Source organism: Algoriphagus sp. UBA3586 (assembly GCF_002376385.1).
In the GTDB taxonomy this organism is placed as follows: Bacteria; Bacteroidota; Bacteroidia; order Cytophagales; family Cyclobacteriaceae; genus Algoriphagus; species Algoriphagus ornithinivorans.
In genome coordinates this window covers 1-22,811 of the sequence record NZ_DFMT01000002.1, presented here as the reverse complement: position 1 = coordinate 22,811, position 22,811 = coordinate 1, and the positions used below count along the sequence as shown (strand labels likewise).

Below are 22,811 nucleotides of genomic sequence, written 5' to 3'. Positions count from 1 at the left end.
GGCTTCCTTCCTTAAACTATTAGTGATGCAATTATTACTTGAATCTGGGTTCATTTCCTCTTTGGAATTAGAACTTAAATCTTCATTTGACTTTTTTTTTCGAGTTGGATTTATGAAATTGGTCAAATTTATCACCTAATTTTACAAAATTGAGTCAGTATTTTTTTACTCCCGATAGTGGTAAATAGTCCAATAATGCTCTTGAAACCCATATTCAGGATATCTTTCCAATTCCTTTATTAATCTACCTTGGTTATCGTAAGTATATTCAAACATTGGAGTCAATTCTCCAACTGGAGAAGTGGGGATGGATTTGGCTATTAGTTTTGCATTCTGATCATAGACATAGTGCCAATCTCTAATGGGGGAATTTGGTTGGGTGAAAACCATCCACACTTGGCGCTGGATCCGGTTTTGATCATCATAATAGAATTGATAGCCTTCCTGGTGAGAAATCTGCGGACCGAAAATTATTTTTTCCAATTGATCCTTGTCATTGTATTCGTATTTGAGATATATCATACTGCCTCGATCTTCTTGAAGTAATTTTTCTGAAGAGTCATAGCGATAGGTAAACACTTCTCCAAAAACATATTTTTCTCCATCAAATGGGAATATCTCTTTTTTGACTAAAAGATTATTTTTGTAGGAATAAATCACAAGGCTGGAGGTGTCATAGCTTGGATTATTTAGGTATATATCAAATAAATCTCTGCCTAAAGCATCGTAATATTTGTCATGTATGGAATAAAGACTATTTAATTGATATCTATGAATGCGGCTTGGTTTATTATTGAAATCGAAAGCTAATCTTTGGAGTTGGGCAACAGAGATCTCGGGAAGAGTTTCTAAGAGGTCTTGCTGGCCATCTTCCTCTATGATTGAACAGGAACAAAACACAAGTAAAAATAGAAGAATTAGCAATTGAAATTTCATCCTAAGTTCCTGATAATTTGATAATAATAAAGTTAATAGAAATTAGTTAAAAAAAACGGCGACTTGACTGAAATTGTTTCTTTGAAATTCAATGTGGCTGGATAAACCAGTTTTTTTAATCAAAAAATGAAAAACCTCCAATTCGATTCGAGTTGGAGGTTTTGGAATTAGGTACTAAAATCTTGATACAGCTTTTAGGCAAACATCAATTTACCTTTAGGCTTTGGGATTTCCCTACCCAATTCTTCTGCTGTTTCAATCCATTCTTGAATTACAATTTCAACATTTTGAAGAGCTTCTAAATAACTAGCCCCATCGGCAGCACAGCCAGCAAGTTCTGGAACTTCTGCAATGAATGCTTCGTCAGCTTCGCTCCAGTAAATAATAATTTCGTATCGTAGATCAGTCTTCACTTTTTTTTACACTTAATTGATATTTCAATATAATTAATCTTACTTGTTTTACCTGATAAGGTTTTGCCTTACTATTTTTTTCTTGAAGATTCAGGATCTCTTCAACACCTTCTTTGCTAAATATATAGTGACTGCCTCTAATTCTTTCTGAAAAACCAAAAATTAAAATCAACTTCCTTAATTCTGTAAAAGTAATGTTAGCGTCTGAACTTCCTGAAAGGATTTTGGCTATAAGTTTTTCATACTTACCCATAGTTCAATTTAATCTATTTATTTGAATTTCTAGTTTAGTTTCTGGGTCAATTTTACCAACAAAAAAACCTCCGAATCCAATTGAACCGGAGGTCTTTGAAATATTGAAAGAAGACCTTCGAGGTTTTCAAAACCTCATAGGTCAACCTATTAGTGCTTAAAGTGTCTGACTCCAGTCATCACCATGCTCATGCCGTGGGCATCGCAGAAGGCAATGCTGTCTTGGTCTTTGATAGATCCCCCAGGTTGAACAACTGCCGTGATTCCTGCTTCGTGTGCGATTTCCACACAATCAGGGAATGGGAAGAAAGCATCAGAGGCCATCACAGCACCTTTCAAGTCAAAACCAAATTCATTGGCTTTAATAATGGCTTGCTTCAAAGCGTCTACTCGGGAAGTTTGACCTACACCGGAAGCAAAGAGCTGATTATCATTGCTCAACACGATGGTATTGGATTTGGTGTGCTTACAAACTTTCGCAGCAAAGACCAAAGCATCCATTTCCTTTTCAGATGGAGCTTTTTGAGTGGCTACTTTAAAATCAGCTTTGCTTTCTGTTGCCAAATCCTTGTCTTGCTCGATTACTCCATTAAGCAAGGTTTTGATCATTTTGGTGCCAGGCAAAGCCATCTTTTGGCGAAGTAGGATTCTGTTTTTCTTGCCCTTCAAAATTTCCAAAGCTTCCTCCGTAAATTCTGGTGCAATCAATACTTCGAAAAACAAAGAATGCATTTCTTCAGCCGCAGCCTTGTCTACAGTCTGGTTGGTTACCAAAACTCCTCCAAAGGCAGAAAGAGTATCAGCAGCAAATGCTTTCTGATAGGCTTCTTTTACTGTGGAGGCGGTAGCACAGCCACATGCATTGGTATGTTTTAAGATTGCGAAGGCAGTTTGATCAGGAAACTCAGCGATAAGGTTTACTGCAGCGTCTACATCTACTAGATTATTATAGGAAAGCTCTTTACCGTTTAATTGGTCAAAAAGTTGCTCCAAGTCGCCATAGAAATGAGCAGCCTGATGCGGGTTTTCACCATATCTAAGAGCTTTGGCTTTGCTTTCAGATACTTTCAAAGCCGGGATATTTTCGCTTTGGTTGAAGTAGTTGAAAATATGGGTGTCATAATTGGATGAAACCTGAAATGCCTGAGCAGCAAAATATCTTCTATCTTCCAAGGTAGTTCCACCGTCTTGCTCAGTCAATTTTGCCTCTAATTCAGCATATTGATTCTTTGAGGCTATGATAGTGACATCTTTGAAGTTTTTGGCAGCTGCACGAATCAAAGAAATACCACCAATGTCGATTTTTTCAATGATATCTGCCTCGAAAGCACCAGAAGCTACTGTTTCCTCAAAAGGATACAAGTCCACAATCACCAAGTCAATAGCGGGAATTTCGAATTCGGCTGCCTGTGAAAGGTCTCCTTCATTTTCTCTTCTGTAAAGAATACCTCCAAATACTTTTGGGTGAAGGGTTTTCACTCTTCCTCCAAAGATAGAAGGGTAGGAGGTTAGCTCTTCTACGGGAATAACTTCAGCTCCTTGATTTTCGATGAATTTCTGGGTGCCACCGGTGGAGTAAATTGTTACTCCGTGTTTTTTCAATAGGGCAATAATAGGTTCGAGATTGTCTTTATAAAAGACTGATATAAGGGCAGATTGAATTTTTTTGACAGCCATTTTTGGAATGGGTTGGGATGAATTTCAATGAAGCTGCAAAGGTAGGAAAAAATGGGTAAAGACTCTGAGAAAAGGGTGATAAGAAAAGGAGCTGTCTCAAAAGTGCAATTTGTCACATTGAGCGAAGTCGAAATGTAGGCCAAAACGATAGAAATGGCCTTCGCCTCCGCTCAGGCTTACAGTAGAGCTATTTATGAGACCGCCTCTTTTATCAGTCCTTCGGGGATGAAAAGTTCTTATTCCTCTTCTTGATATTCTCCGAATATCATGTTTTCAATTTTCCAGTTTTGGTCATTTTGCAATTTCCAAACAGTCGTGAATATTCCTTTGTCTGTACCTAATAATGAATCATTTTTAACAATATCCAGTGAATAAGTCCCCGAGTAATATGCTAAATTTTGACCATTGCCCGAAGAAATTTTAAATGTTTGGAGATTGGATACATTGGGGAGATTATTTTTTACCCATTTAAACATAATGGAGTCTTTTCCTGTCATGATATAATTGGTTGAAAAAATCACTACACTTTGTTCGTTAAAGAAATCCGAAATAGCCGTAGAATCTTTGGAGTTCCAGGCCTTGTTCCAAACCTGGATAAGAGAGTCTGCGGAAACTGTTTCTTGAAGATTTGTACTTATTTCTTGCTTAGGAGTTTGACATGAAAACCCTAATAAAAGTAATCCAAGAAATAGGGGAAGCTGGGTGTTTGTGATGAATGATTTCATGATTGAATCCAGGTTGGGGATTTGTGGTTTTGTTATTTTTTTTAAGTAAAAGTACTGATAGCTAGAGTAGTTAGTTGAGTCTTGCTATTATTGGAAAAAGTAGTGTAAAATTTTGAAATAAACTACTGAAAATGAATTAATTATATAGAATAAAGCTTAAGGGTTACAACCCAAAAAAATGATATACCTTGAATTTGAAGTTGGTTTACATTCCTTCTTAAATGATAAATTTTGAGGGAAAAGTAGTTTTTTTGAAAAAAGATAGAATCTACAGCAAACTTTCAATCACCTCTGGGAAATATCGATGTTCTAAGGCATGAACTTTCTGAGCGATAGTTTCCGGGCTATCCTCTTTAGAGACTGGGGTTGCTGCCTGAAAAATGATTTTTCCTTCGTCGTAGTGCTCATTGACCAAGTGAATAGTAATTCCTGTCTGCTGGTCACCGTTAGCCTTCACTGCTTCATGGACATGCATACCGTACATTCCCTTTCCCCCATATTTTGGAAGTAGGGCAGGATGAATATTGACCATCTTTTCAGGGAAAGCTCGAATCAATTCATCCGGGATTTTCAATAAAAAGCCTGCTAAAATGACCCAATCGATTCTTTCTTCCTGTAGCTTTTTTAAAAGCACCCCCGCTTCCATTTCTTTTTTGGAAAAGGTAAATGAAAGGATATCAAACTTCTTCGCTCTTTCCAATACAAAAGCATCTGATTTGTTTGACGCAATAAGCACTACCTTTCCTTTGGTAGATTTTTGAAAATGCTCCATGATTTTTTCAGCATTGGAGCCGCTACCGGAAGCAAGGATTGCAAGTCTTTTCATCTGTTTATAAATTGTTTTTCAGTGGTCAGATGGAATCTCGCACCACTTATAATCATGCCTGTGTGTGAGGTTTTCCCTCGTGCTCGATTTCATCTGATTATAATTTGCTTTTTAGAGGTCAGATGGAATGCCCTACCCCGATTTATCGGGGCATCCCCCTCCCTATCCGCCGCGGCGGACGGGACAAGTTGTTTGAGATTTATTCTCATGGGCATTTCACAGGTTGTTTGTTCAATTGAAAAGTAAAAATAAAAAAGGCTTCCCGATTACCAAGAAGCCTTTCTTTTCATCTGTTTATAATTTGTTTTTTATATGTCAGATGGAATACCCAGGATAATCATCCCCTCCCTATCCGCCGCGGCGGACGGGACAAGTTGTGTGAGATTTTTCCTCGTGGGCATTTCAATGAGTTTATTTAATAAGCGGGAAACTCCTGTTGAAGGCCTTTGAAGGCATCTATCATTTCCCAACTTGGTCTATAGAATGTATTTATCATTCTTCCGCTGACAGTACCATTCTGAATATATTGCAGCGCTGCCGCTAATCTTAAGTCTTTGGTGTCTCCCCAAGGAACCTGCGGGCTATCTCCCACAGAGAAATTAGCTGGAAATCCGTCAAAATAATCTGCTTTCCCCTCTGAGTTGGCAGTCGCAAAGGTGATTGGGACAAGTTCAACGTTGTTCTCCGCTAGGGTTCTGTTGAATCGGGAAAGTGGAAATGAACCTACAGGCTTACCGAAAGTATTATCGCCAATAAGTATCAATTCCATATAGGGATTTAATGAATTAATAACTAATTCAGAAGCTGAAGCAGAACCTCTACTGGTGATAAAGATTATTCGGTTTAAAGCTAGATTTCCTTTTTTAGAGAAGTTTTCAGAATCGTTCAGACTACTTTTCAGGCTGTTTAACTTGTTGGTATACATCAACTTGTTGCTATTGGATGCCTGGATCAAGTAATTATTGATCTGCTCTGCAACAGCTACCGAACCTCCCCCATTATACCTTAAGTCGATAATTAATTCATTGATGTTTTGCTCCATAAAGAAATTCATGGAGTTTTCTACCTCTTGACTTCGGGTAGGTGTTAAGCCTGATGTGGCCTTGAAACTCTGATAAACCCAATAGCCAACCTTCTTAGCATCTACATCATATACATTTTGAAACAATACAGAGTTGGACTGGTATTCTGCCTTGACATTGGTTCGCGTTGTGGTGGTTCCGTCAGGCAGTCTGAACTTGAATGTGTTGGAGATTCCGGGGTCAGGAGGACCTAATTTAAAATCATATCCACCACTAGATGTCTTGTAATCCACCAAAGGCTTCCCATTGATTTCAAGGATTTCCCAACCTCTTTTCCAACCGTCCTTTCCTGCTGGTGCCTCATTAAATACAAATGTAAGATATAGCCTTTCTTCTGCGTCGAAAGCAAAACCAAAGCCATGCCCCGCATTTCTTCCGACAAAGGCATTATTGAAAGCTTCTTGGGTAGTTAGGTAGGAAAATCTGTCTAAAGGTTTAAATAGGAGAGCATCCAGAAATTCTTCATTGCTGGAGAAATCTAAAGTGTTTACAGTTCCCGGAAGTTCTTGGTTCCAATAATACCATTCCTTCATGGTTTCAAATATAGCCCCTCGCACTGCATCTGCCTGGGGACTGGGATTGGGATCATCCTTAGGCTCACAGGCCCAAAATCCCAACACAAGCAGAGCAAAAATCCACTTCACATTTTTCATAGTTACTTATTTAGAATGGCAATAATAAAGTCAGAACTGTCTTAGTATGCTGATTTTTGTGTAGCCTTTAAACTTTAAATTCTTTGGCTGAGATCTAATTCTTCAGGATAAATTGACAAGTCTTGAATTAAGTACGGTAAAATAAAGAAAATGGATGTTTAAATTGCTATGTCATAAACTTTTACAGTGCTCCACATAGAAGAGTATTTTTCAATAAACTCTAGGTGTAATGGGTCTTTTTGGTAAACCAATTGATCCTCCAAACTATCAAAAAACAGAGTGCAGGAAACCTGCCAGGAATGATCAACCACATCTCTTTTCTCAGTATCAGCAGGCGTACCGGCTATGAATTTTCCGACGGTCTTGCATCTTCCCAACATAGGAACAGCTTGGGTTAAAAATTCCTCTGTATTGGCTGTGTCATGTAGCCAAAAATAAACTTGGTGAATCATGGGTTGTTTTGCCATTTCTTTTGCGATTGTTTGAATAGGTAAGACAGCAGCAGCACTTGCTACGCTGAGATGTTTGAGAAAGGTTCTTCTAGATTTCATCTGTTTATAATTTGTTTTTCAGTGGTCAGATGGAATCCCTGCCTGCGGCAGGCAGGTCGCACAATTTACAATCATTCCAGTGTGTGTCGCTTGCGTCGTGCTCGATTTCATGTGAGAAATAAGTAAAGCGAGCTAAATATAAGGATTTATAAAATCTAGACTGGAGAAGTCCTTAGCAAATTGATCTAGAGCAGAGGATTCTTTTAGGGGTACAAAACCTCGATTGAACCTTTTTTCTTATCCCTCATTTAAGTAAATTTTGATAATTTAGTACTCTAGTTTGATCACCTAACACATAGCTATTTACTTTTATGAATTTCAGAAAACTTGGAAAAACCGGTTGGGAAGTATCAGAAATAAGTTTGGGAACATGGCAAGTTGGAGGAGGATGGGGAGGTCCTTTTGATCCTAAAATTGCAGAGCAAATACTGCATACGGCATTCGATCGAGGGATCAATTTTGTAGATACTGCAGATGTTTATGATGGTGGTCTCAGCGAGGCGGCAGTAGGTAAAGTGGTTCGGGAGCGATCTGAAAAAATATATGTCGCCACTAAGTGCGGCAGGAGAATTCAGCCTCATGCTAATGAGGGCTATACTCCAGAAAGGCTCAGAAAATTTGTGGAAGACAGCTTGAGTAATACAGGACTGGAGCGTTTGGATCTTATCCAACTGCATTGCCCTCCCAGTCAGGTTTATCATCGAGATGAGATTTTCGGTCTTTTTGAAGATTTGAAAAAGGAAGGTAAAATAGCGGCTATGGGAGTGAGCGTGGAAAAAATCAATGAAGCCATGACCGCAATGAAGTATGATATTGTATCTACTGTTCAGATTATTTTCAACATGTTTCGTCAAAGACCCTCTGAAGTCTTTTTCAAACATGCCCGAGTTAATGAAGTAGGAGTGATAGTCAGGGTTCCTTTAGCCAGTGGCCTACTTACTGGAAAAATCAGTCAGGAAACCAGTTTTTCAAAAGATGATCACAGGCATTTTAATAGAGAGGGAAAAGCCTTTGATAAAGGAGAGACTTTTTCAGGGGTTCCTTTGGAGGTAGCTTTTCCAGCGGTGGAAAAACTGAAAGAGGTATTTGGGGAAAACCTGGCTAAAGCTGCCTTGCAATGGGTTTTGATGTTTGGGGAGGTGAGTACAGTTATCCCTGGTGCCAGTAAAATGGAGCAAGTGATTCAAAACTTAGAAGCAGGTCAGGCTAAACCATTAAGTACCCATCAGATGAAAGTAGTGGAGGAGGTATACGAGGAGTTTATCAAAAAAGAGGTACATCATCTTTGGTGAAAAAAATAAGGGTTGCTTTCAAGTGTGCAACCCTTATTTACTCCAAAGTAGAGAATCTTAGTTTATTCTATTTTTTACAAACTGATGATTTTCGGTAAGCATTTGGTAATTAGTGATTCCATTTCCGTCTCTTTCCATGAGAACTATGGAGTTGTCGTCATATTTTACAACTTTCAGCTGGTTTGATTTTGTTCTCAAATCCCGGATAGTAACATAGATTCCATCTTCTTCCCGAGTGATTTTATCTATGTTGACGAATTCTCTCAGACCCTTTTCATTAATAACAGAGATAGTGCTTACATTTGGAGACCATCCATTTCTTTTTAAGGTAATTTTTTGAAAAGGAGTTATCTTTTGATTGATCAAAACTTGCTCTATTTCATCCAAATCCAAACTTTCATTAGAAAAAGCCATTCCGGAATAGGAGGTTTGGGTACTATTCCCTGGAGCGTACTCATTTCCATATTGATTTCCCCTTTGATATTGATTGCCTATATAGATTGCATTGGCACCTAGCATGGCAGCTTCGTATTTCAATTTGGTCAATGCCCGATTATTGACATTGTTGATGCTGGAAAGAGTGGTTACTCCTGTTGCTTTTGAAAAGAGACTTCCCAAATTATGAAGTCCTAGCATTTCGTCCGGGTTGAATGTGATATACACATTCTCCACATCCAAAATATTTTTTATCGGTTTAAGGGGGGAGTTGAATTTTTCTACTCTTCCACTTTCAAATTCAACTTTAGTAACCAAAAATTTATTGATGGTGTAGATTACCTCTTCTCCAGGGTGCGTGTATTTAATATTTGACTGTCCGATTTCTTTGACATTGACCTCTTTGGTTCCATCGCTGAGGTAGATAATATCATTCTTAGATTGTGATATTCCTTTACTAATTGTAAAAAAAGCTAGGAAAACTAGTGATAGATAGCGCATAGTAATTAAAATTGAAATTTAAAGAATACACGATTAGGATGCTCTAAAAGTTTAATTCTTGTGTGAGAATTTTGTAAAAAATTGATTGCGAGGCGGAAAACTTCTGGATTGAAAGATTATCTTATTGGCTAACAGTGATTGTAGATTGGAATAAAGTAGTGAAAGGAATCACTGGAAATAAAAAGACCCCGGGATTACCGAGGTCTTAGGTCTAAACTCTTAAAGTCTAGCTTCTAACTTTAGGCTTCTTTTTTAGCCATTCTGTTTCGCTCGTTTTCATCCAAATAGATTTTTCTCATTCGGATATTCTTTGGAGTGATTTCCAAGTATTCATCTTTTTGGATGTATTCCATAGCTTCTTCCAAAGAGAATCTTTTTGGAGGAGCAATTCTCACATTGTCATCAGAACCGGAAGCACGCATGTTGGTTAGTTTTTTGCCTTTCTGCACATTTACCACCAAGTCATTGTCTCTGGAATGCTCACCAATTACCTGTCCAGTGTAAAGCTCATCTCCAGGCTCGATAAAGAATACACCTCTATCCTGCAATTTATCAATAGCATAGGCAGTACACTGACCACCTTCCATAGAAATCAAAGAACCGTTGATTCTTCCAGGGATTGTGCCTTTAAAAGGCTCGTAAGCTGAGAATCGGTGATTCATGATCGCTTCACCCTGAGTAGCTGTCAAAACGTTATTTCTCAAGCCAATCAAACCTCTGGATGGGATTTTGAATTCCAGGTGCTGCAAGTCGCCTTTTGGCTCCATGATCAATAATTCACCTTTTCTTTGAGTAGCCAATTCGATTACCTTACCCGAACTCTCCTGTGGTACATCTACAACCAATGTTTCGATTGGTTCGCATTGTTCTCCATCGATTTCTTTGAAAATAACCTGAGGCTGTCCTACCTGCAATTCATAACCCTCTCTTCTCATAGTTTCGATCAACACTGACAAGTGAAGGATACCACGTCCATAGACTAGGAATCTATCTTCAGAATCAGTTGGCTCAACGCGTAGGGCCAGGTTTTTCTCTGTTTCCTTCATTAAACGATCTCTCAAGTGACGGGAAGTCACAAATTTTCCTTCTTTTCCAAAGAATGGAGAGTTATTGATTGTAAAGAGCATATTCATAGTAGGCTCATCGATAGAGATTCTTGGAAGTGGTTCCGGATTCTCTACGTCAGCTACTGTATCTCCAATTTCGAAGTCTTCCAAACCTGTAATAGCACAGATATCACCTGCCTGAACGGTTTGAACTTTATTTTTACCAAGTCCTTCGAAAGTATGAAGTTCCTTAACACGCATTTTCTTAATGCTTCCATCAGCCTTGCAAAGTGCAATCTGCTGGTTTTCGGAAACAGTGCCTCTTTTTACTCTACCGATGGCGATACGGCCTACGAAGTTGGAGTAATCCAAAGAGGTAATCTGCATTTGAAGTGTTCCTTCATCAATTTTAGGTGCTGGGATATGTTCCAAAATAGCATCCAACAAAGGAAGGATTGAATCAGTTGGGTTTTTCCAATCCGGTCCCATCCAGTTTTGCTTGGCAGAACCATATAAAGTATGGAATTCCAATTGCTCTTCTGTAGCGTCCAAGTTGAACATCAACTCAAATACGGCTTCATGCACCTCATCTGGTCTACAGTTTTCCTTATCCACCTTATTGACCACTACAATAGGAGTTAGTCCTAGAGATAGTGCTTTACCCAATACAAATCGGGTTTGAGGCATAGGTCCTTCGAAAGCATCCACCAATAGGATTACTCCGTCAGCCATTTTCAAAACTCGTTCTACCTCTCCTCCAAAGTCGGCGTGACCAGGAGTGTCAATGATATTGATTTTGGTGTCTTTGTATCGTACGGATACGTTTTTGGAAAGAATGGTAATACCTCTTTCACGCTCCAAATCATTGTTGTCTAGAATCAAGTCGTCAAACTGCTGATTCTCTCTGAAGATTTTGGAAGCATGGATGATTTTGTCCACGAGGGTAGTTTTCCCGTGGTCAACGTGTGCGATAATCGCGATATTTCTGATATTCTGCATGATCTGCGTTTTTCAAGCCGCAAAGGTAGGGAAAAATAATGGGATCAAGGTTATGAGTGGATGAAGTTAAATGAGATGGGAGAGAATAGAGGGGAGAAGTGAGATATTAGAAGCGTGAGGCTAGAGTTTAGAAGCGAGAAGCTAGCGGTCAGAAGAGTGGAAATAGATACTAGAATCAAGAGATTAGAAGTTCTAAACTAGATAAGAGACCAAGGGGTTTGGGTTAAAAAAATATTCTTGGTGAACTTTTAACCTGGAATTTCAATAACATACTAGTCACCTTTTTCATTTTAAACTATTTTCATCAAATGGATTACCAAGAACTCATAGAAGAAGTTTATCAAGAAGTACAGGAAGAGAATCTCAGAGGAAAAGTTGCGAATTATATCCCGGAGCTGGCCACTGTGGATCCCCATCAATTTGGGATTGCCTTAGTAGACCTCAAAGGGAATGTATATGGTGTGGGTGATTTTCAGATGCCTTTTTCAATTCAAAGTATCAGTAAGGTGCATACCTTAACCATGGTTTTCCCAAAATTTGATACGCAGCTTTGGTCTCGAGTTAATGTGGAACCTAGCGGTAACCCATTCAACTCCATTGCTCAGCTGGAATATGAAAAGGGTATCCCTCGAAATCCCTTTATAAATGCAGGTGCTTTGGTAATCACGGATGCGCTTTGCAGTAAATTTGAAAAGCCTGTCTCGCAGATATCTGATTTCATCAATGAATTGGCAGGTGAAAACTGTGTTGAGATCAATCAGGCTGTCATGAAATCTGAAAAGAATCATGCCGCAAGAAATACCGCTCTTGCCTACTTTCTCAAATCCTACAAAAACTTTGATAATTCGATTGATGAAGTATTGGACGTTTATTTTTCCCACTGCGCTATGGAAATGAATTGTGTTGACTTAGCCAAATCTTTCTCGTTTTTAGCTAATGATGGATATTCCATTTTTGCCAACAAGGAAATTTTGACCGAGAGTCATGCCCGAAGAGTCAATGCGATCATGTTGACCTGTGGATTCTATGATGAGGCAGGAGAGTTTGCCTACAGAGTGGGATTACCTGGAAAGAGTGGGGTAGGAGGTGGAGTAGCTGCCGTGATGCCCCATAAGTTCAGTATTGCAGTCTGGAGTCCTGAATTGAACGAAAAGGGAAACTCTGTTAAGGCGATTCGAGCTTTGGAATTGTTGACAAATAAGTTATCCTTCTCGCTATTTTGAATTCGAAGCCAGGTTTTCTATTCAAATAGTCCTTAAACTCGAAATATGCAGTAGACTTCTTATTACGAGTCCAAACCGCTTCAAAATCAATCGCTTTGCTGTATTTAGCTCAATCACCGTAGCGGTGCTATGCTTCATTCTCCGCCTCAGGCGGATTGATTTTATTGCGATTTGACCTCTCACTACAGATTCTAATGCATAATCCGGGTTAAAGTATGCTAGATATCTTCTTTTGCGATTTTTGAATGCAGGTCAAAAAGTAAAGGTAAGGCAGCAGAGCCATACCATTCTTTCAGTTCCATTTTCAGTACACCAGCCTTGATAGAAGGGTCGGATTCCGTTAATGCCTGTGCCTCTTCTATACTCTGCACATCAAAAAAGAAGAGCCCTCTCAAATCCTCATTTCCGAAGAATGGGCCTGCTAAAACCATTTTGCCTTCTTCAGCCAACCTTGAAATATTGGCCATGTGTCCTTTTTGCAGCTCAGCTCTTTCTTCAGCGCTATATTCATTGACCCGATCTCCCCGATATAGGAAAGCGATGACATATTTCTTCATACCATAGGGATCAGCTCCTACTTTGTCTGCCAGCTCCTGATCAAATTTCTCCTGAGCCTGACTCAATCCGCTAATACCAAATAAAAGAGCCAAGGTGATGATGATATTTTTCATAGTGAGTTTTCTTAATATAGAATCAAAGCAACTGTATCTGACTTGGTCCTGAGCTTTAGCCATTCGATAAATTTATCCCTTTCGGCTCTTTGAACTTTGGGGACAAATTCTGCATAGGCCACCAACAGCGTGTCGGCTTTCTTTTTTTCCAGATCTGTTACTAAGGATCGGTTCAAAGTGAATTTACGTAAATTCGGATGATTGATTTTTGCCTCTTGGGCAATTTCTCCTCCGAGTGCTCTTACCTGCGCATAATTGGCAACTTCATTTTCCAGAATAGCGATACGCTGGTCCTTGTCTTGGATGACTTGTTCATTTCGCTCGTAAAGATCTTTAAGGATATCTGATCGAAGTACGTTGAGGTCTGTTCCTCCATTTCCACTTTGATGGATGACCACTTCCGTCTGATCCAAACCATACTCTTTAGCTTTTTCCTTGGTGATCTCTATCAGGTCAGAGTCCAGTTCCTCTCCAATCAGATTTACCTGAATTCTTCTTGGCTCTGTGGAGTAATCAAAGTCCGAATTCAATATCTGAGTCCTCGGAAAAACCATTTCAATTTTAACATACCTCTTAGCTTGCTCTTCCCAAATCGAACGAAGCACAATGCCATAAGCCAAGTAAATAGAAGGTACTATGGTGATGATGGTAAAGATGGTGATATAGGTCTGAACCTGCTTCTCTTTTTTATGATCCAAGAATTCTTTCTTGGGGTATTTCATAAATCGAACGATCAGATAAGTTGAAAGGCTGATGAAAACTGAGTTGATAAAAAAGAGGTAAAATGCTCCGAAGAAATAATAGAAATTGAAGGTCGCTAAACCATAGCCGGCAGTACACAAAGGAGGCATCAAAGCGGTAGCAATTGCCACCCCTGGAATCGCATTACTCTTCTCTTTTCTGGAGCCTGCCACAATTCCGGCGAGACCTCCAAACAGAGCGATCAACACATCCCAAACTGTGGGTTCGGTACGAGCCAAAAGTTCGGACTGAGGACCATCAAGAGGGGAGAAGTAAAAGTAAATAGTGGAAGTTAAAATGGAGATAAAAACTGCTACTCCGAGATTTCTCAAAGAGCGTTTCAAAAGTTCAAAATCATTGATGCCCGCTGCCATCCCAATACCCATGATCGGACCCATCAAAGGAGAGATCAACATGGCTCCAATGATGACCGCGGTAGAGTTGACATTCAGACCTACAGAGGCCACGAAAATGGCGAAGATTAGAATCCATAAATTGGCTCCTTTGAAGTCGACATTTTTGCGAACATACTCGATGGTTTCTAGCTCGTCTTCTTTCCCTTCATGTAGATCAAATCGATCTTTCAAGTAGAGCAAGAATCGGATAAACTGATTCCGTTTTCTTGGCTTAGGAGGGGTTGATGTCATACAGTTGAATTGAAAATCAATGGCCCAAAATAAGTATTAAAAGGCTATTTATTGATCCATAGGTCAAAAATATAGCTGGCTCGATCCTTGAGTAGTGTATTACGGATAGAAAAGATTCTGGATATCTTATCACAAAAAATTAATTAAACCTTTGCTTATTATTTAAGCAATTAAATAATTGATTTATAATTAAATATAGGATATTTAGCCCAAACAAAATTAAGTTAGTCTAAACTATTTAGATTTGACTAAAAATATGAAAACATCAATTGTTAACGTTTTTTGATGAATTAGCTATAATTTTAGGAATTGATTTTGGTTCTTGGAGTCCACGACATGGCAAGCTTAGATTTAGAAAGTAAAAATTATTCATGGCATCAATTATTTATTTAGACGACGATTTGATTCAGCACATGCTGATGAAAAAACTTTTAAAAATACATATCCCCGGGAGTAGTACGGAATTCTTTCACGAGCCTGAAAAATTGAAAATCTGGCTTCAGGAAAACAAGGCAGATTTGATCCTTTCTGATCTGAATCTGGAGGGGGAATCCGGATGGGATTTGGTGGAAGATTTCATGAAAATTTCCGATGCGCCAATTGTGTTTATCACCGGCCACGCCTCCCCCGATGACAAGAAAAAAGCGAAGAATTTTCCCCAGGTAAAACAGCTTTTGGAGAAACCTTTGGAGAAGGAAGATTGGGAAAAAATCGCGAGTTTGATTTGATAATTTTCAAGCCAAATTTCCCTTCGGGTTATGATTTTTTATATCCAAAATCTGAACCCATTTACATCACCGTAAATTACCTTTCAAACCTACTAAATGGAGAAGAAAAAGTTAGAAGAAATCCCTTTGGAATATTTTGACTAATTTCGGGCATTCGAAGAGAAATTATGGCTGAAAAATCAGATGAAAGAAAGCCTTTGCTTTCGAAGAAAATAGATAAGTTTTTTACGGGTCTGGCAGACGCCTGGAATTTCGTTAGACGATTTTTTCAGGAGGTGTTTTTGCCACCCTATGAATTCAAAGAGGTAGTCCACCAATGTTACAGAATTGGCGTGGAATCTTTGCCTTTGATCTCCTTGACTGGATTTATAGTTGGGATTGTTTTTACTAACCAATCCCGTCCATCTCTGTCAGAATTTGGAGCTTCTTCCTGGTTGCCTTCCTTGATTTCCATCGCAGTGGTGAGAGCGATGGGACCTTTAGTTACAGCTTTGATTGCTGCGGGTAAAGTTGGTTCCAGTATTGGTGCTGAGATTGGTTCCATGAAAGTAACCGAGCAGATAGATGCGATGGAAGTTTCTGCAACCAACCCTTTCAAATTTTTGGTTGTCACAAGGGTATTAGCGACTACATTCATGATTCCTATACTTGTCATGTACACAGATTTTGTGGCTTTGATGGGGTCATTTCTGAATGTAAATTCCAACGAATTGGTTAGCCTTTCTACCTTCTTTGTTCAGGTATTTGAATCCATTTCATTCTTGGATATCTGGTCCTCTGTTCTCAAATCACTACTCTTTGGATTTACCATTGGGATAGTGGGATGCTACAAAGGTTACAATTCATCGAAAGGAACAGAAGGTGTGGGTAGGGCTGCGAACTCAGCGGTGGTTATCTCTATGTTCCTGATCTTTATTGAAGAGCTATTGGTTCTCCAAGTCGTCAACGCAATTAGAGGAATGTAATCATGGCAGAAAAAGTTGTTGAAATAAGAGGGTTAAAAAAGTCTTTTGGAGATCTGAAAGTACTTCAGGGAGTTGACTTGGACCTATTCAAGGAAGAAAACTTGGTGGTTTTGGGTAAATCAGGCTCCGGAAAATCTGTTTTGATCAAAATCATGGTAGGCTTGCTCAAGCAGGATGCAGGTACTATGCATGTATTTGGCAAAGAGGTTTCCCGATTAAACTCCAAGCAGTTAAATGAATTAAGGCTGAAAATTGGCTTTTCTTTTCAAAATTCGGCCTTGTACGACAGTATGACCGTGAAGGAAAACCTAGAGTTTCCTTTGGTTAGAAATGTCAAAAACCTCACCAAAGGGGAAATACAAAAGAAAATTGAGGGTTTGTTGGATTCTGTAGGATTGCCGCAGACAATCAATCAAATGCCTTCAGAGTTGTCCGGAGGTCAAAAGAAGCGGATTGGAGTGGCACGTACTCTGATATTGGATCCAGAAATCATGCTTTATGATGAGCCTACGGCAGGCTTGGATCCTATTACCTGTATGGATATCAATAATCTGATCAATGAGGTTAGAGAACAATTTAAAACCACATCCATTGTCATTACGCACGATTTGACCTGTGCTAAAGTAACCGGTGATAGAATGGCCGTATTATTGGACGGTCAGTTTAAGGCTGTAGGTACTTTCAATGAAGTGTTTGCTGATGCAGACGACCAACGAGTGAAATCATTCTACGATTATAATTTTATAGAATCATGAGAGGTGAAAACAAGAGATCAGTCATTGTAGGCATTTTTGTCTTTTTGGGGATCGCCATATTGGTAGCCGGTGTATTGACATTGGGTGGCCAGCAAAAGAAATTTGTTAAAGCAATTCATCTGAAGGCTGTTTTTGATGATATCGGAGGTCTTCAGACTGGAAATAATATCTGGTTTTCGGGGGTGAAGATTGGAACAGTCCGCAAAATCAATTTCTACGGAGATTCTCAGGTGGAGATTGAGATGAATGTGGAAAAATCAGTAGCTGAGTTTATCCGAAAGGATTCTAAAGCCACCATTAGTTCAGATGGTTTAATCGGTAACAAAATCATCGTGATCTACGGTGGAACCACCCTAGCACCTCCGGTAGAGGACGGAGATAGATTAGAGGCCGTTATGCCTCTGGATACTGATAAAATGATGGAAACCCTTCAGGAAAACAATAAAAACCTGGTAGATATCACTAATGATCTCAAATTGCTCACCGGAAAATTAGCTAATGGTGAAGGCATAGTAGGAGCGGTGATGACTGATTCTGTTTTGGCTGATAATTTCCGTTCCATCTTGAATAACTTAAATAGAGCCTCTATCAATAGCAATAAAATGTTGACAGACTTGACGAAGTTTTCTTCCAAATTGAATGCCGAAGGAAGTTTATTCAATGATTTGGCTACAGATACTACCATGGTGACCGATTTGAAGGCAACTTTGGAAAGCTTCCGTTCCTCTGCTAACAATACCGAGGCTCTGACTGCTAAACTGAATGAAATTTCTGCAAAGCTGGATGATCCAAACAATTCCTTGGGGCTATTGCTGAATGATCCGGAGTTTGCTCAAACCTTGAAAAGTACGCTGGAGAATACGGATTCTGCGACCTATAATTTGAATAGAGGGCTAGAAGCACTGGAATATACCTGGCCATTCCGAAAAGGCTTTAAGCGAAAAGCTAAGGCCGAAGAAGAAGGTAATTAATCATTTTGGATATCCGCTTTCTTACCAGTATTGACAAAAATACGGCTTATTGTCTGCTAAAAAGATCAGAATCCGGAAGCTTCGGTCTTCGGTCATCGGTCTTCCAACCAGTCAAGCAAAGAAAATAAGGCAACTGGCAGGATTGCGGATAATCAGATTAATCTTAATCGAGCCCGTTGGAAATTTTCTGACGGGCTTCTTTTTTTTCTTCTCCGTTTGCCTGCAGGGTGTCGGTTGTATTTCTTTTTGTCAAGACCGCCTTCAAACTGATCGGAAAATGATCTGAGCCTATGCCTGGCAAGACTTTAAGCTCAGAAAGTCCAAATTCCTTAGATAAAAAGAAGTGGTCAAGAGGCCACCTAAAAATGGGTATTTTCGCATGAAAAGTATTAAAGGTACCACGCCCCCTTCTGGGATCAGCCATTTCAGATATTTTTAGAAATAATTCAGTAGTATAACTCCAAGCCACATCGTTCAAATCTCCTATTACCAAAGAAGGAAGTGGGTTTGCTTTGGATTTTTTCCCAACTATAAGTATTTCAGCATCTCTTTCAGTGCTAACCGAATTTTCTCCGGGTACGGGCGGAGTAGGGTGAATGGCATAAAGGGTGATTTTTTGACCATCGTTCAATATAATATCCAACTCTAAGGATGGAATCTCAGAATCAATCAGATAATGGGTTTCTTGTCTGTCAATTTTAAGGTTGGTATACAACAGCAGTCCATAGGTGTTTTCAAGAGGGATTTTAATGCATTCTGAATATTTCATCTCCAGTTCTTCCATAGCATTAGCCCATGCTTGGTCAGTTTCTACCATAAATACCAAATCCGGGCTTTCCTTTTCCACTAAGCGAAGCATTTTATGGTACTGCCTATTGTATTGATACACATTAGCCACTATCAAATGAATTCCTGAACGCTGGTCAAAATTTACTTTTTGAATCATTTTCTTTCCCAGAGGGGTGAAAGGAATCACTTTCCGAATTAAGAAAACTTCGCATGAAAGCAATAGTGCTACCCAAATCCAAAATTCAATATTGAATTGAGGAGAGAAAGTAACCCATCCGATTAAAAGCAATAGGTTGATCATGAACTTCTGGATTCTGGGATAATCAAAAACCCGAATCCACCAATGATCCCATTTGATTAATGGGAGAAAAGTGGCAAGGATAAAAAAACCACTAAAAATTCGCAGTAAAATCATGATGAATAAGAGGGAAATAATGGTGAATGTAGAATTTTTAGCAAGGAAATGTTCTCAAAATTCTCAAAAAATAAATACCTTTTACATATATGGGGAATCCAAATGCCCCGATTCTGGTTAGTTTAATAGAAATTGTTTTTATACTCTAATACCTTTTTACCATGAACTTAGATCCATTTAAAATCAAATCCCAACTCAAAACCTCAAGCGGAGAGTATACCTATTGGAGTTTGGAAAAGTTGGAAGCGGCTGGCAAGAAAGTAAAACACTTACCTTTTTCCATCCGAATCTTATTGGAAAATGCTCTTCGAAACTTCGATAATTTCGCAATTACACCAGAGCATTTAGAAACTATTTTAAACTGGTCTCCTAGCCCATCGGATAAAGATATTCCTTATAAACCTGCCCGTGTGCTAATGCAGGATTTTACTGGTGTACCAGCAGTAGTTGATATTGCTTCACTTAGATCAGAAGCTAAAAGAAAGGGCAAAGATCCTTCAAAAATTAATCCCCTGATTCCGGTAGACTTGGTAATCGACCACTCTGTACAGGTTGATTTTTTTGGAACCATTTATAGCTATCAGAAAAATGTGGAGGTAGAATATGAGAGAAATAAAGAGCGATATCAGTTCTTAAAGTGGGCTCAAAAGTCCTTTAATAATTTCTCAGTAGTTCCTCCTGGAATGGGAATCTGCCATCAGGTCAATCTGGAGTACCTCGCTCAGGGTGTAATTACCAGAGACGGAAATGCTTTTCCGGATACTTTAGTGGGAACGGATTCTCATACTCCAATGGTCAACGGTATAGGTGTTGTTGGATGGGGTGTCGGTGGAATTGAAGCGGAAGCGGCTCTTTTGGGGCAACCGATTTATTTCATCATGCCAGAAGTAGTTGGATTGAAATTGACAGGAAAGTTGCCTGCAGGAACCACCGCTACAGATATGGTATTGACCATTACAGAATTGTTGAGAAAACATGGAGTAGTTGGAAAGTTTGTGGAAGTCTTCGGTCCGGGATTGGATCATCTTTCTGTGCCTGACAGAGCCACCATTTCAAATATGTCTCCTGAATTTGGTTGTACTGTGACTTATTTCCCTATTGATGATAGGACCTTAGATTACATGGGGAAAACCAATAGAAGTGAGGAGCAGATCAAATTGGTCGAGGACTATTGCAAAGCAAACTTGCTATGGAGAAAAGATGAAGATTTGATTCAGTACTCGTCTTTGGTCGAATTGGATTTGGGTACTGTTGAGGCAACTGTATCAGGCCCAAAAAGACCACAGGATAAAATCCTTGTCAGAGATTTTAAGCCCAAATTTCAAGAGTTGCTAAAATCAGCACATGGAAGAGAATACATTCCTATAGATAAGCGTGAAGTTTCCCGCTGGTATGCAGAGGGAGGAGGACAAAGCGGAGCAGAAAGTACTGCAGTCGAAACAGATGTAAAATATGAGACTAAAGTAAAAAATGGCCTCAAAACTGTAACAGTAGATCTTCACAATGAAAAATTCGAGCTATATGACGGTTCAATTGTTATTGCAGCAATAACCTCCTGTACAAACACATCCAACCCTTCGGTAATGCTTGGAGCAGGTTTGGTTGCCCGAAAAGCTAGAGAAAAAGGATTAGACGTTAAACCTTGGGTCAAAACCTCTTTGGCTCCTGGATCTAAGGTAGTCACTGACTATTTGGAAAAAGCTGGACTAATGGACGATTTGGAGGCTTTGAAATTCCATACCGTGGGTTATGGCTGTACTTCATGTATCGGTAACTCTGGACCACTTCCTCGCCATATTGCAGCTGCAGTCGAGGATAATGATTTGGTAGTGGCATCGGTTCTTTCCGGGAATAGGAACTTTGAAGCGAGAGTTCACCCTCAAGTGAAAATGAACTATCTCATGTCACCAATGCTGGTGGTTGTATATGCATTGACTGGTCGAGTGGATGTGGATTTACATAATGAACCAGTAGGATATGATCCAAATCTAGAACCGGTTTATTTGAAGGATATCTGGCCGAGCCAGGAGGAAATAGATGAAATTGCAAGACAGGTACTTTCTCCGGGAGACTATCAGAAAAGTTATGGAGAAATATTTGAAGGCAATGATATCTGGAAAAAACTGGAATCTGGTGAAGGAGAGATTTATCCTTGGGATGATGAGTCTACTTATATTAAAGAGGCTCCATTCTTTAAAGGTATTTCAGTGGATGTGCCAGAACCAAAGGATATCAAAGGCGCACATGTTTTACTTAAACTAGGAGACTCAATTACTACTGACCACATATCTCCGGCAGGTTCTTTTAGAGAGAATACCCCTGCAGGAAAATACCTTATCAATAGGGGTGTTCAAAGGCCTGATTTTAATTCTTATGGCTCACGACGTGGAAATGATGAGGTGATGGTGAGAGGAACCTTTGCCAATGTGAGAATCAAAAACCAATTAGCTACTCAGGAAGGTGGTTTTACCACATATATTCCAAGTGGTGAGGAGATGAGTGTATTCGAGGCATCCACTCAATACCAATCTGCCGGAACTCCATTAATTGTATTGGCAGGCAAAGAATATGGCTCCGGTTCTTCAAGAGACTGGGCTGCTAAAGGAACCAACCTACTGGGAATCAAAGCGGTCATTGCGGAGAACTATGAGAGAATTCACCGTTCAAACTTAGTTGGTATGGGAGTAATGCCATTACAGTTTCTTGATGGAGAAAATGCCTCTTCACTGGGATTAAGCGGGAAAGAGCAGTTTTCCATTTCAGGAATTGAAGCAGGGTTGACCCCGGGTCAAGAGCTTGATGTTATTGCAAAATCTGACGAGGGTGAGAAAAAATTCAAAGTTAAGTCTAGGTTGGATTCAGAGGTTGAAATTGCCTATTACCAGCATGGAGGTATCTTGAATTATGTACTTCGAGATTTTCTGAAAAGTTAAATAATAAATAAGCAATTCTCCTGTTGAAATTCTTCAATAGGAACCTATCAAACTCTCGCGAGTGTCGAAATTTCCTGATACCTAAAAGGAAATTTCGACTTCGCTCAGTTTGGTAATTGTGCGCTTTTGTCAGATTAAATTATTTAGACCTAAGACTAATTTAACGGATAAACTGAAGCGGGATATAAAGCCATTTTTCAATTGGATTTCCAAAAGGGTCAAGGGCGGGCAGATAATTATCACCCCATTTTAAGATGAGTTCTAAGGCTTTTTGCTCAAAATAATCCTCCACTTGGTGAGGGTTTGCAACTTCAATTTCTTTTCTATTGCCATTTTCATCAATTAAAACTGCTATCAATGCATATTGAGAATCCTCTTTGATTCTCATCCCATTTACTTTGAAATTGCGGTTGAAAAATTTACCCCATTCTTCTTTTGAAGCATTCAATTGAGGAGTGAAATTATTTTTCTCCAATTGCTGAGGTGAATTTTCACCATTTCGTATCACACTGTAATTTCCGTTTCCTTCATAAATTAATTGAGCGACTTGTTTTCCATCGAAAGCCGTGTTCAATTCATAAATGC

At 39.2% G+C, this 22,811-nt stretch carries 21 protein-coding genes; 7 read left to right on the top strand and 14 right to left on the bottom strand.

Annotated elements, in window-relative coordinates:
• Positions 1-165: 165 nt before the first annotated feature.
• The 8 genes from B2906_RS00130 to B2906_RS00095 form a co-directional block, all read right to left on the bottom strand.
• The gene (locus tag B2906_RS00130; protein WP_286935199.1) at positions 166-936 is read right to left on the bottom strand and encodes a hypothetical protein; all 771 of its coding nucleotides are present in this window, start codon (positions 934-936) and stop codon (positions 166-168) included.
• 194 nt (positions 937-1,130) lie between these two features.
• Positions 1,131-1,349 (bottom strand): type II toxin-antitoxin system HicB family antitoxin, encoded by a 219-nt coding sequence (locus B2906_RS00125; protein WP_219956721.1) that lies wholly within the window; start codon positions 1,347-1,349, stop codon positions 1,131-1,133.
• Entirely contained in the window at positions 1,339-1,602 is a 264-nt protein-coding gene (locus tag B2906_RS00120; RefSeq protein WP_219956720.1) for a hypothetical protein, read from the bottom strand. Before B2906_RS00120 ends, B2906_RS00125 begins: the two co-directional genes overlap by 11 nt.
• 149 nt (positions 1,603-1,751) lie before the next feature.
• Positions 1,752-3,278: a bifunctional phosphoribosylaminoimidazolecarboxamide formyltransferase/IMP cyclohydrolase gene (gene purH, locus B2906_RS00115; protein WP_286935198.1), complete on the bottom strand. Its 1,527-nt coding sequence runs from the start codon at positions 3,276-3,278 to the stop codon at positions 1,752-1,754.
• Positions 3,279-3,514: 236 nt separating this feature from the next.
• Positions 3,515-4,003 carry a YybH family protein gene (locus B2906_RS00110; RefSeq protein WP_286935197.1) on the bottom strand — a complete coding sequence of 163 codons (489 nt, stop codon included), beginning with the start codon at positions 4,001-4,003 and terminating at the stop codon, positions 3,515-3,517.
• Between the two features lie 268 nt (positions 4,004-4,271).
• Positions 4,272-4,829 (bottom strand): phosphoribosylglycinamide formyltransferase, encoded by a 558-nt coding sequence (gene purN, locus B2906_RS00105; RefSeq protein WP_286935196.1) that lies wholly within the window; start codon positions 4,827-4,829, stop codon positions 4,272-4,274.
• Positions 4,830-5,244: 415 nt separating this feature from the next.
• Complete coding sequence (locus B2906_RS00100; protein ID WP_219956717.1) at positions 5,245-6,564, bottom strand: S41 family peptidase; 1,320 nt, start codon at positions 6,562-6,564, stop codon at positions 5,245-5,247.
• Positions 6,565-6,722: 158 nt separating this feature from the next.
• Positions 6,723-7,115: a Dabb family protein gene (locus B2906_RS00095; RefSeq protein WP_286935195.1), complete on the bottom strand. Its 393-nt coding sequence runs from the start codon at positions 7,113-7,115 to the stop codon at positions 6,723-6,725.
• Between the two features lie 311 nt (positions 7,116-7,426).
• Between B2906_RS00095 and B2906_RS00090 the strand changes: the two genes are divergently transcribed.
• Positions 7,427-8,407 (top strand): aldo/keto reductase, encoded by a 981-nt coding sequence (locus B2906_RS00090; RefSeq protein WP_144606576.1) that lies wholly within the window; start codon positions 7,427-7,429, stop codon positions 8,405-8,407.
• Positions 8,408-8,464: 57 nt separating this feature from the next.
• Here the strand turns inward: B2906_RS00090 and B2906_RS00085 are convergent, their stop codons facing one another.
• Together B2906_RS00085 and typA are read right to left on the bottom strand one after the other, a co-directional pair.
• Entirely contained in the window at positions 8,465-9,343 is an 879-nt protein-coding gene (locus B2906_RS00085) for a hypothetical protein (RefSeq protein WP_219956715.1), read from the bottom strand.
• A gap of 239 nt (positions 9,344-9,582) precedes the next feature.
• Positions 9,583-11,388, bottom strand: a complete 1,806-nt coding sequence (gene typA / locus B2906_RS00080) for a translational GTPase TypA (protein WP_286935194.1) — start codon at positions 11,386-11,388, stop codon at positions 9,583-9,585.
• A 308-nt stretch (positions 11,389-11,696) separates the two neighbouring features.
• Between typA and B2906_RS00075 the strand changes: the two genes are divergently transcribed.
• Positions 11,697-12,611, top strand: coding sequence for a glutaminase (locus B2906_RS00075; RefSeq protein WP_286935193.1), 915 nt, complete (start codon positions 11,697-11,699; stop codon positions 12,609-12,611).
• Between the two features lie 218 nt (positions 12,612-12,829).
• Here the strand turns inward: B2906_RS00075 and B2906_RS00070 are convergent, their stop codons facing one another.
• Together B2906_RS00070 and B2906_RS00065 are read right to left on the bottom strand one after the other, a co-directional pair.
• Complete coding sequence (locus B2906_RS00070; protein WP_286935192.1) at positions 12,830-13,282, bottom strand: YciI family protein; 453 nt, start codon at positions 13,280-13,282, stop codon at positions 12,830-12,832.
• 11 nt (positions 13,283-13,293) lie between these two features.
• Positions 13,294-14,670 carry a TIGR00341 family protein gene (locus tag B2906_RS00065; protein WP_286935191.1) on the bottom strand — a complete coding sequence of 459 codons (1,377 nt, stop codon included), beginning with the start codon at positions 14,668-14,670 and terminating at the stop codon, positions 13,294-13,296.
• A gap of 371 nt (positions 14,671-15,041) precedes the next feature.
• Between B2906_RS00065 and B2906_RS00060 the strand changes: the two genes are divergently transcribed.
• The 4 genes from B2906_RS00060 (at position 15,042) to B2906_RS00045 (ending at position 18,089) form a co-directional block, all read left to right on the top strand.
• Positions 15,042-15,398 (top strand): response regulator, encoded by a 357-nt coding sequence (locus B2906_RS00060; protein ID WP_219956710.1) that lies wholly within the window; start codon positions 15,042-15,044, stop codon positions 15,396-15,398.
• A 167-nt stretch (positions 15,399-15,565) separates the two neighbouring features.
• Positions 15,566-16,363, top strand: coding sequence for an MlaE family ABC transporter permease (locus B2906_RS00055; RefSeq protein WP_091649002.1), 798 nt, complete (start codon positions 15,566-15,568; stop codon positions 16,361-16,363).
• Between the two features lie 2 nt (positions 16,364-16,365).
• Positions 16,366-17,118: an ABC transporter ATP-binding protein gene (locus B2906_RS00050; protein WP_219956709.1), complete on the top strand. Its 753-nt coding sequence runs from the start codon at positions 16,366-16,368 to the stop codon at positions 17,116-17,118.
• Positions 17,115-18,089: an MlaD family protein gene (locus tag B2906_RS00045; RefSeq protein WP_286935190.1), complete on the top strand. Its 975-nt coding sequence runs from the start codon at positions 17,115-17,117 to the stop codon at positions 18,087-18,089. The genes B2906_RS00050 and B2906_RS00045 overlap by 4 nt, the downstream gene beginning before the upstream one ends.
• Positions 18,090-18,252: 163 nt before the next feature.
• Here B2906_RS00045 and B2906_RS00040 read toward each other — a convergent pair whose 3' ends face one another.
• Positions 18,253-19,293 (bottom strand): endonuclease/exonuclease/phosphatase family protein, encoded by a 1,041-nt coding sequence (locus B2906_RS00040; protein WP_286935189.1) that lies wholly within the window; start codon positions 19,291-19,293, stop codon positions 18,253-18,255.
• A gap of 161 nt (positions 19,294-19,454) precedes the next feature.
• Between B2906_RS00040 and acnA the strand changes: the two genes are divergently transcribed.
• Complete coding sequence (gene acnA / locus B2906_RS00035) at positions 19,455-22,226, top strand: aconitate hydratase AcnA (RefSeq protein WP_286935188.1); 2,772 nt, start codon at positions 19,455-19,457, stop codon at positions 22,224-22,226.
• Positions 22,227-22,386: 160 nt separating this feature from the next.
• Here the strand turns inward: acnA and B2906_RS00030 are convergent.
• Positions 22,387-22,811, bottom strand: a 425-nt coding sequence (locus B2906_RS00030) for a hypothetical protein (protein WP_286935187.1), incomplete at its 5' end; no start/stop codon positions are given.

Excerpts from the sequence above, each read along its gene's own strand:
- B2906_RS00085 (WP_219956715.1), bottom strand. The coding sequence starts at position 9,343 with ATGCGCTATCTATCACTAGTTTTCCTAGCTTTTTTTACAATTAGTAAA.
- acnA (WP_286935188.1), top strand. The coding sequence starts at position 19,455 with ATGAACTTAGATCCATTTAAAATCAAATCCCAACTCAAAACCTCAAGC.
- B2906_RS00070 (WP_286935192.1), bottom strand. The coding sequence starts at position 13,282 with ATGAAAAATATCATCATCACCTTGGCTCTTTTATTTGGTATTAGCGGA.
- B2906_RS00090 (WP_144606576.1), top strand. The coding sequence starts at position 7,427 with ATGAATTTCAGAAAACTTGGAAAAACCGGTTGGGAAGTATCAGAAATA.
- B2906_RS00045 (WP_286935190.1), top strand. The coding sequence starts at position 17,115 with ATGAGAGGTGAAAACAAGAGATCAGTCATTGTAGGCATTTTTGTCTTT.
- B2906_RS00060 (WP_219956710.1), top strand. The coding sequence starts at position 15,042 with ATGGCATCAATTATTTATTTAGACGACGATTTGATTCAGCACATGCTG.
- purH (WP_286935198.1), bottom strand. The coding sequence starts at position 3,278 with ATGGCTGTCAAAAAAATTCAATCTGCCCTTATATCAGTCTTTTATAAA.
- B2906_RS00050 (WP_219956709.1), top strand. The coding sequence starts at position 16,366 with ATGGCAGAAAAAGTTGTTGAAATAAGAGGGTTAAAAAAGTCTTTTGGA.
- B2906_RS00095 (WP_286935195.1), bottom strand. The coding sequence starts at position 7,115 with ATGAAATCTAGAAGAACCTTTCTCAAACATCTCAGCGTAGCAAGTGCT.
- B2906_RS00065 (WP_286935191.1), bottom strand. The coding sequence starts at position 14,670 with ATGACATCAACCCCTCCTAAGCCAAGAAAACGGAATCAGTTTATCCGA.
- typA (WP_286935194.1), bottom strand. The coding sequence starts at position 11,388 with ATGCAGAATATCAGAAATATCGCGATTATCGCACACGTTGACCACGGG.
- B2906_RS00120 (WP_219956720.1), bottom strand. The coding sequence starts at position 1,602 with ATGGGTAAGTATGAAAAACTTATAGCCAAAATCCTTTCAGGAAGTTCA.
- B2906_RS00075 (WP_286935193.1), top strand. The coding sequence starts at position 11,697 with ATGGATTACCAAGAACTCATAGAAGAAGTTTATCAAGAAGTACAGGAA.
- B2906_RS00100 (WP_219956717.1), bottom strand. The coding sequence starts at position 6,564 with ATGAAAAATGTGAAGTGGATTTTTGCTCTGCTTGTGTTGGGATTTTGG.
- purN (WP_286935196.1), bottom strand. The coding sequence starts at position 4,829 with ATGAAAAGACTTGCAATCCTTGCTTCCGGTAGCGGCTCCAATGCTGAA.
- B2906_RS00040 (WP_286935189.1), bottom strand. The coding sequence starts at position 19,293 with ATGATTTTACTGCGAATTTTTAGTGGTTTTTTTATCCTTGCCACTTTT.
- B2906_RS00130 (WP_286935199.1), bottom strand. The coding sequence starts at position 936 with ATGAAATTTCAATTGCTAATTCTTCTATTTTTACTTGTGTTTTGTTCC.
- B2906_RS00055 (WP_091649002.1), top strand. The coding sequence starts at position 15,566 with ATGGCTGAAAAATCAGATGAAAGAAAGCCTTTGCTTTCGAAGAAAATA.
- B2906_RS00110 (WP_286935197.1), bottom strand. The coding sequence starts at position 4,003 with ATGAAATCATTCATCACAAACACCCAGCTTCCCCTATTTCTTGGATTA.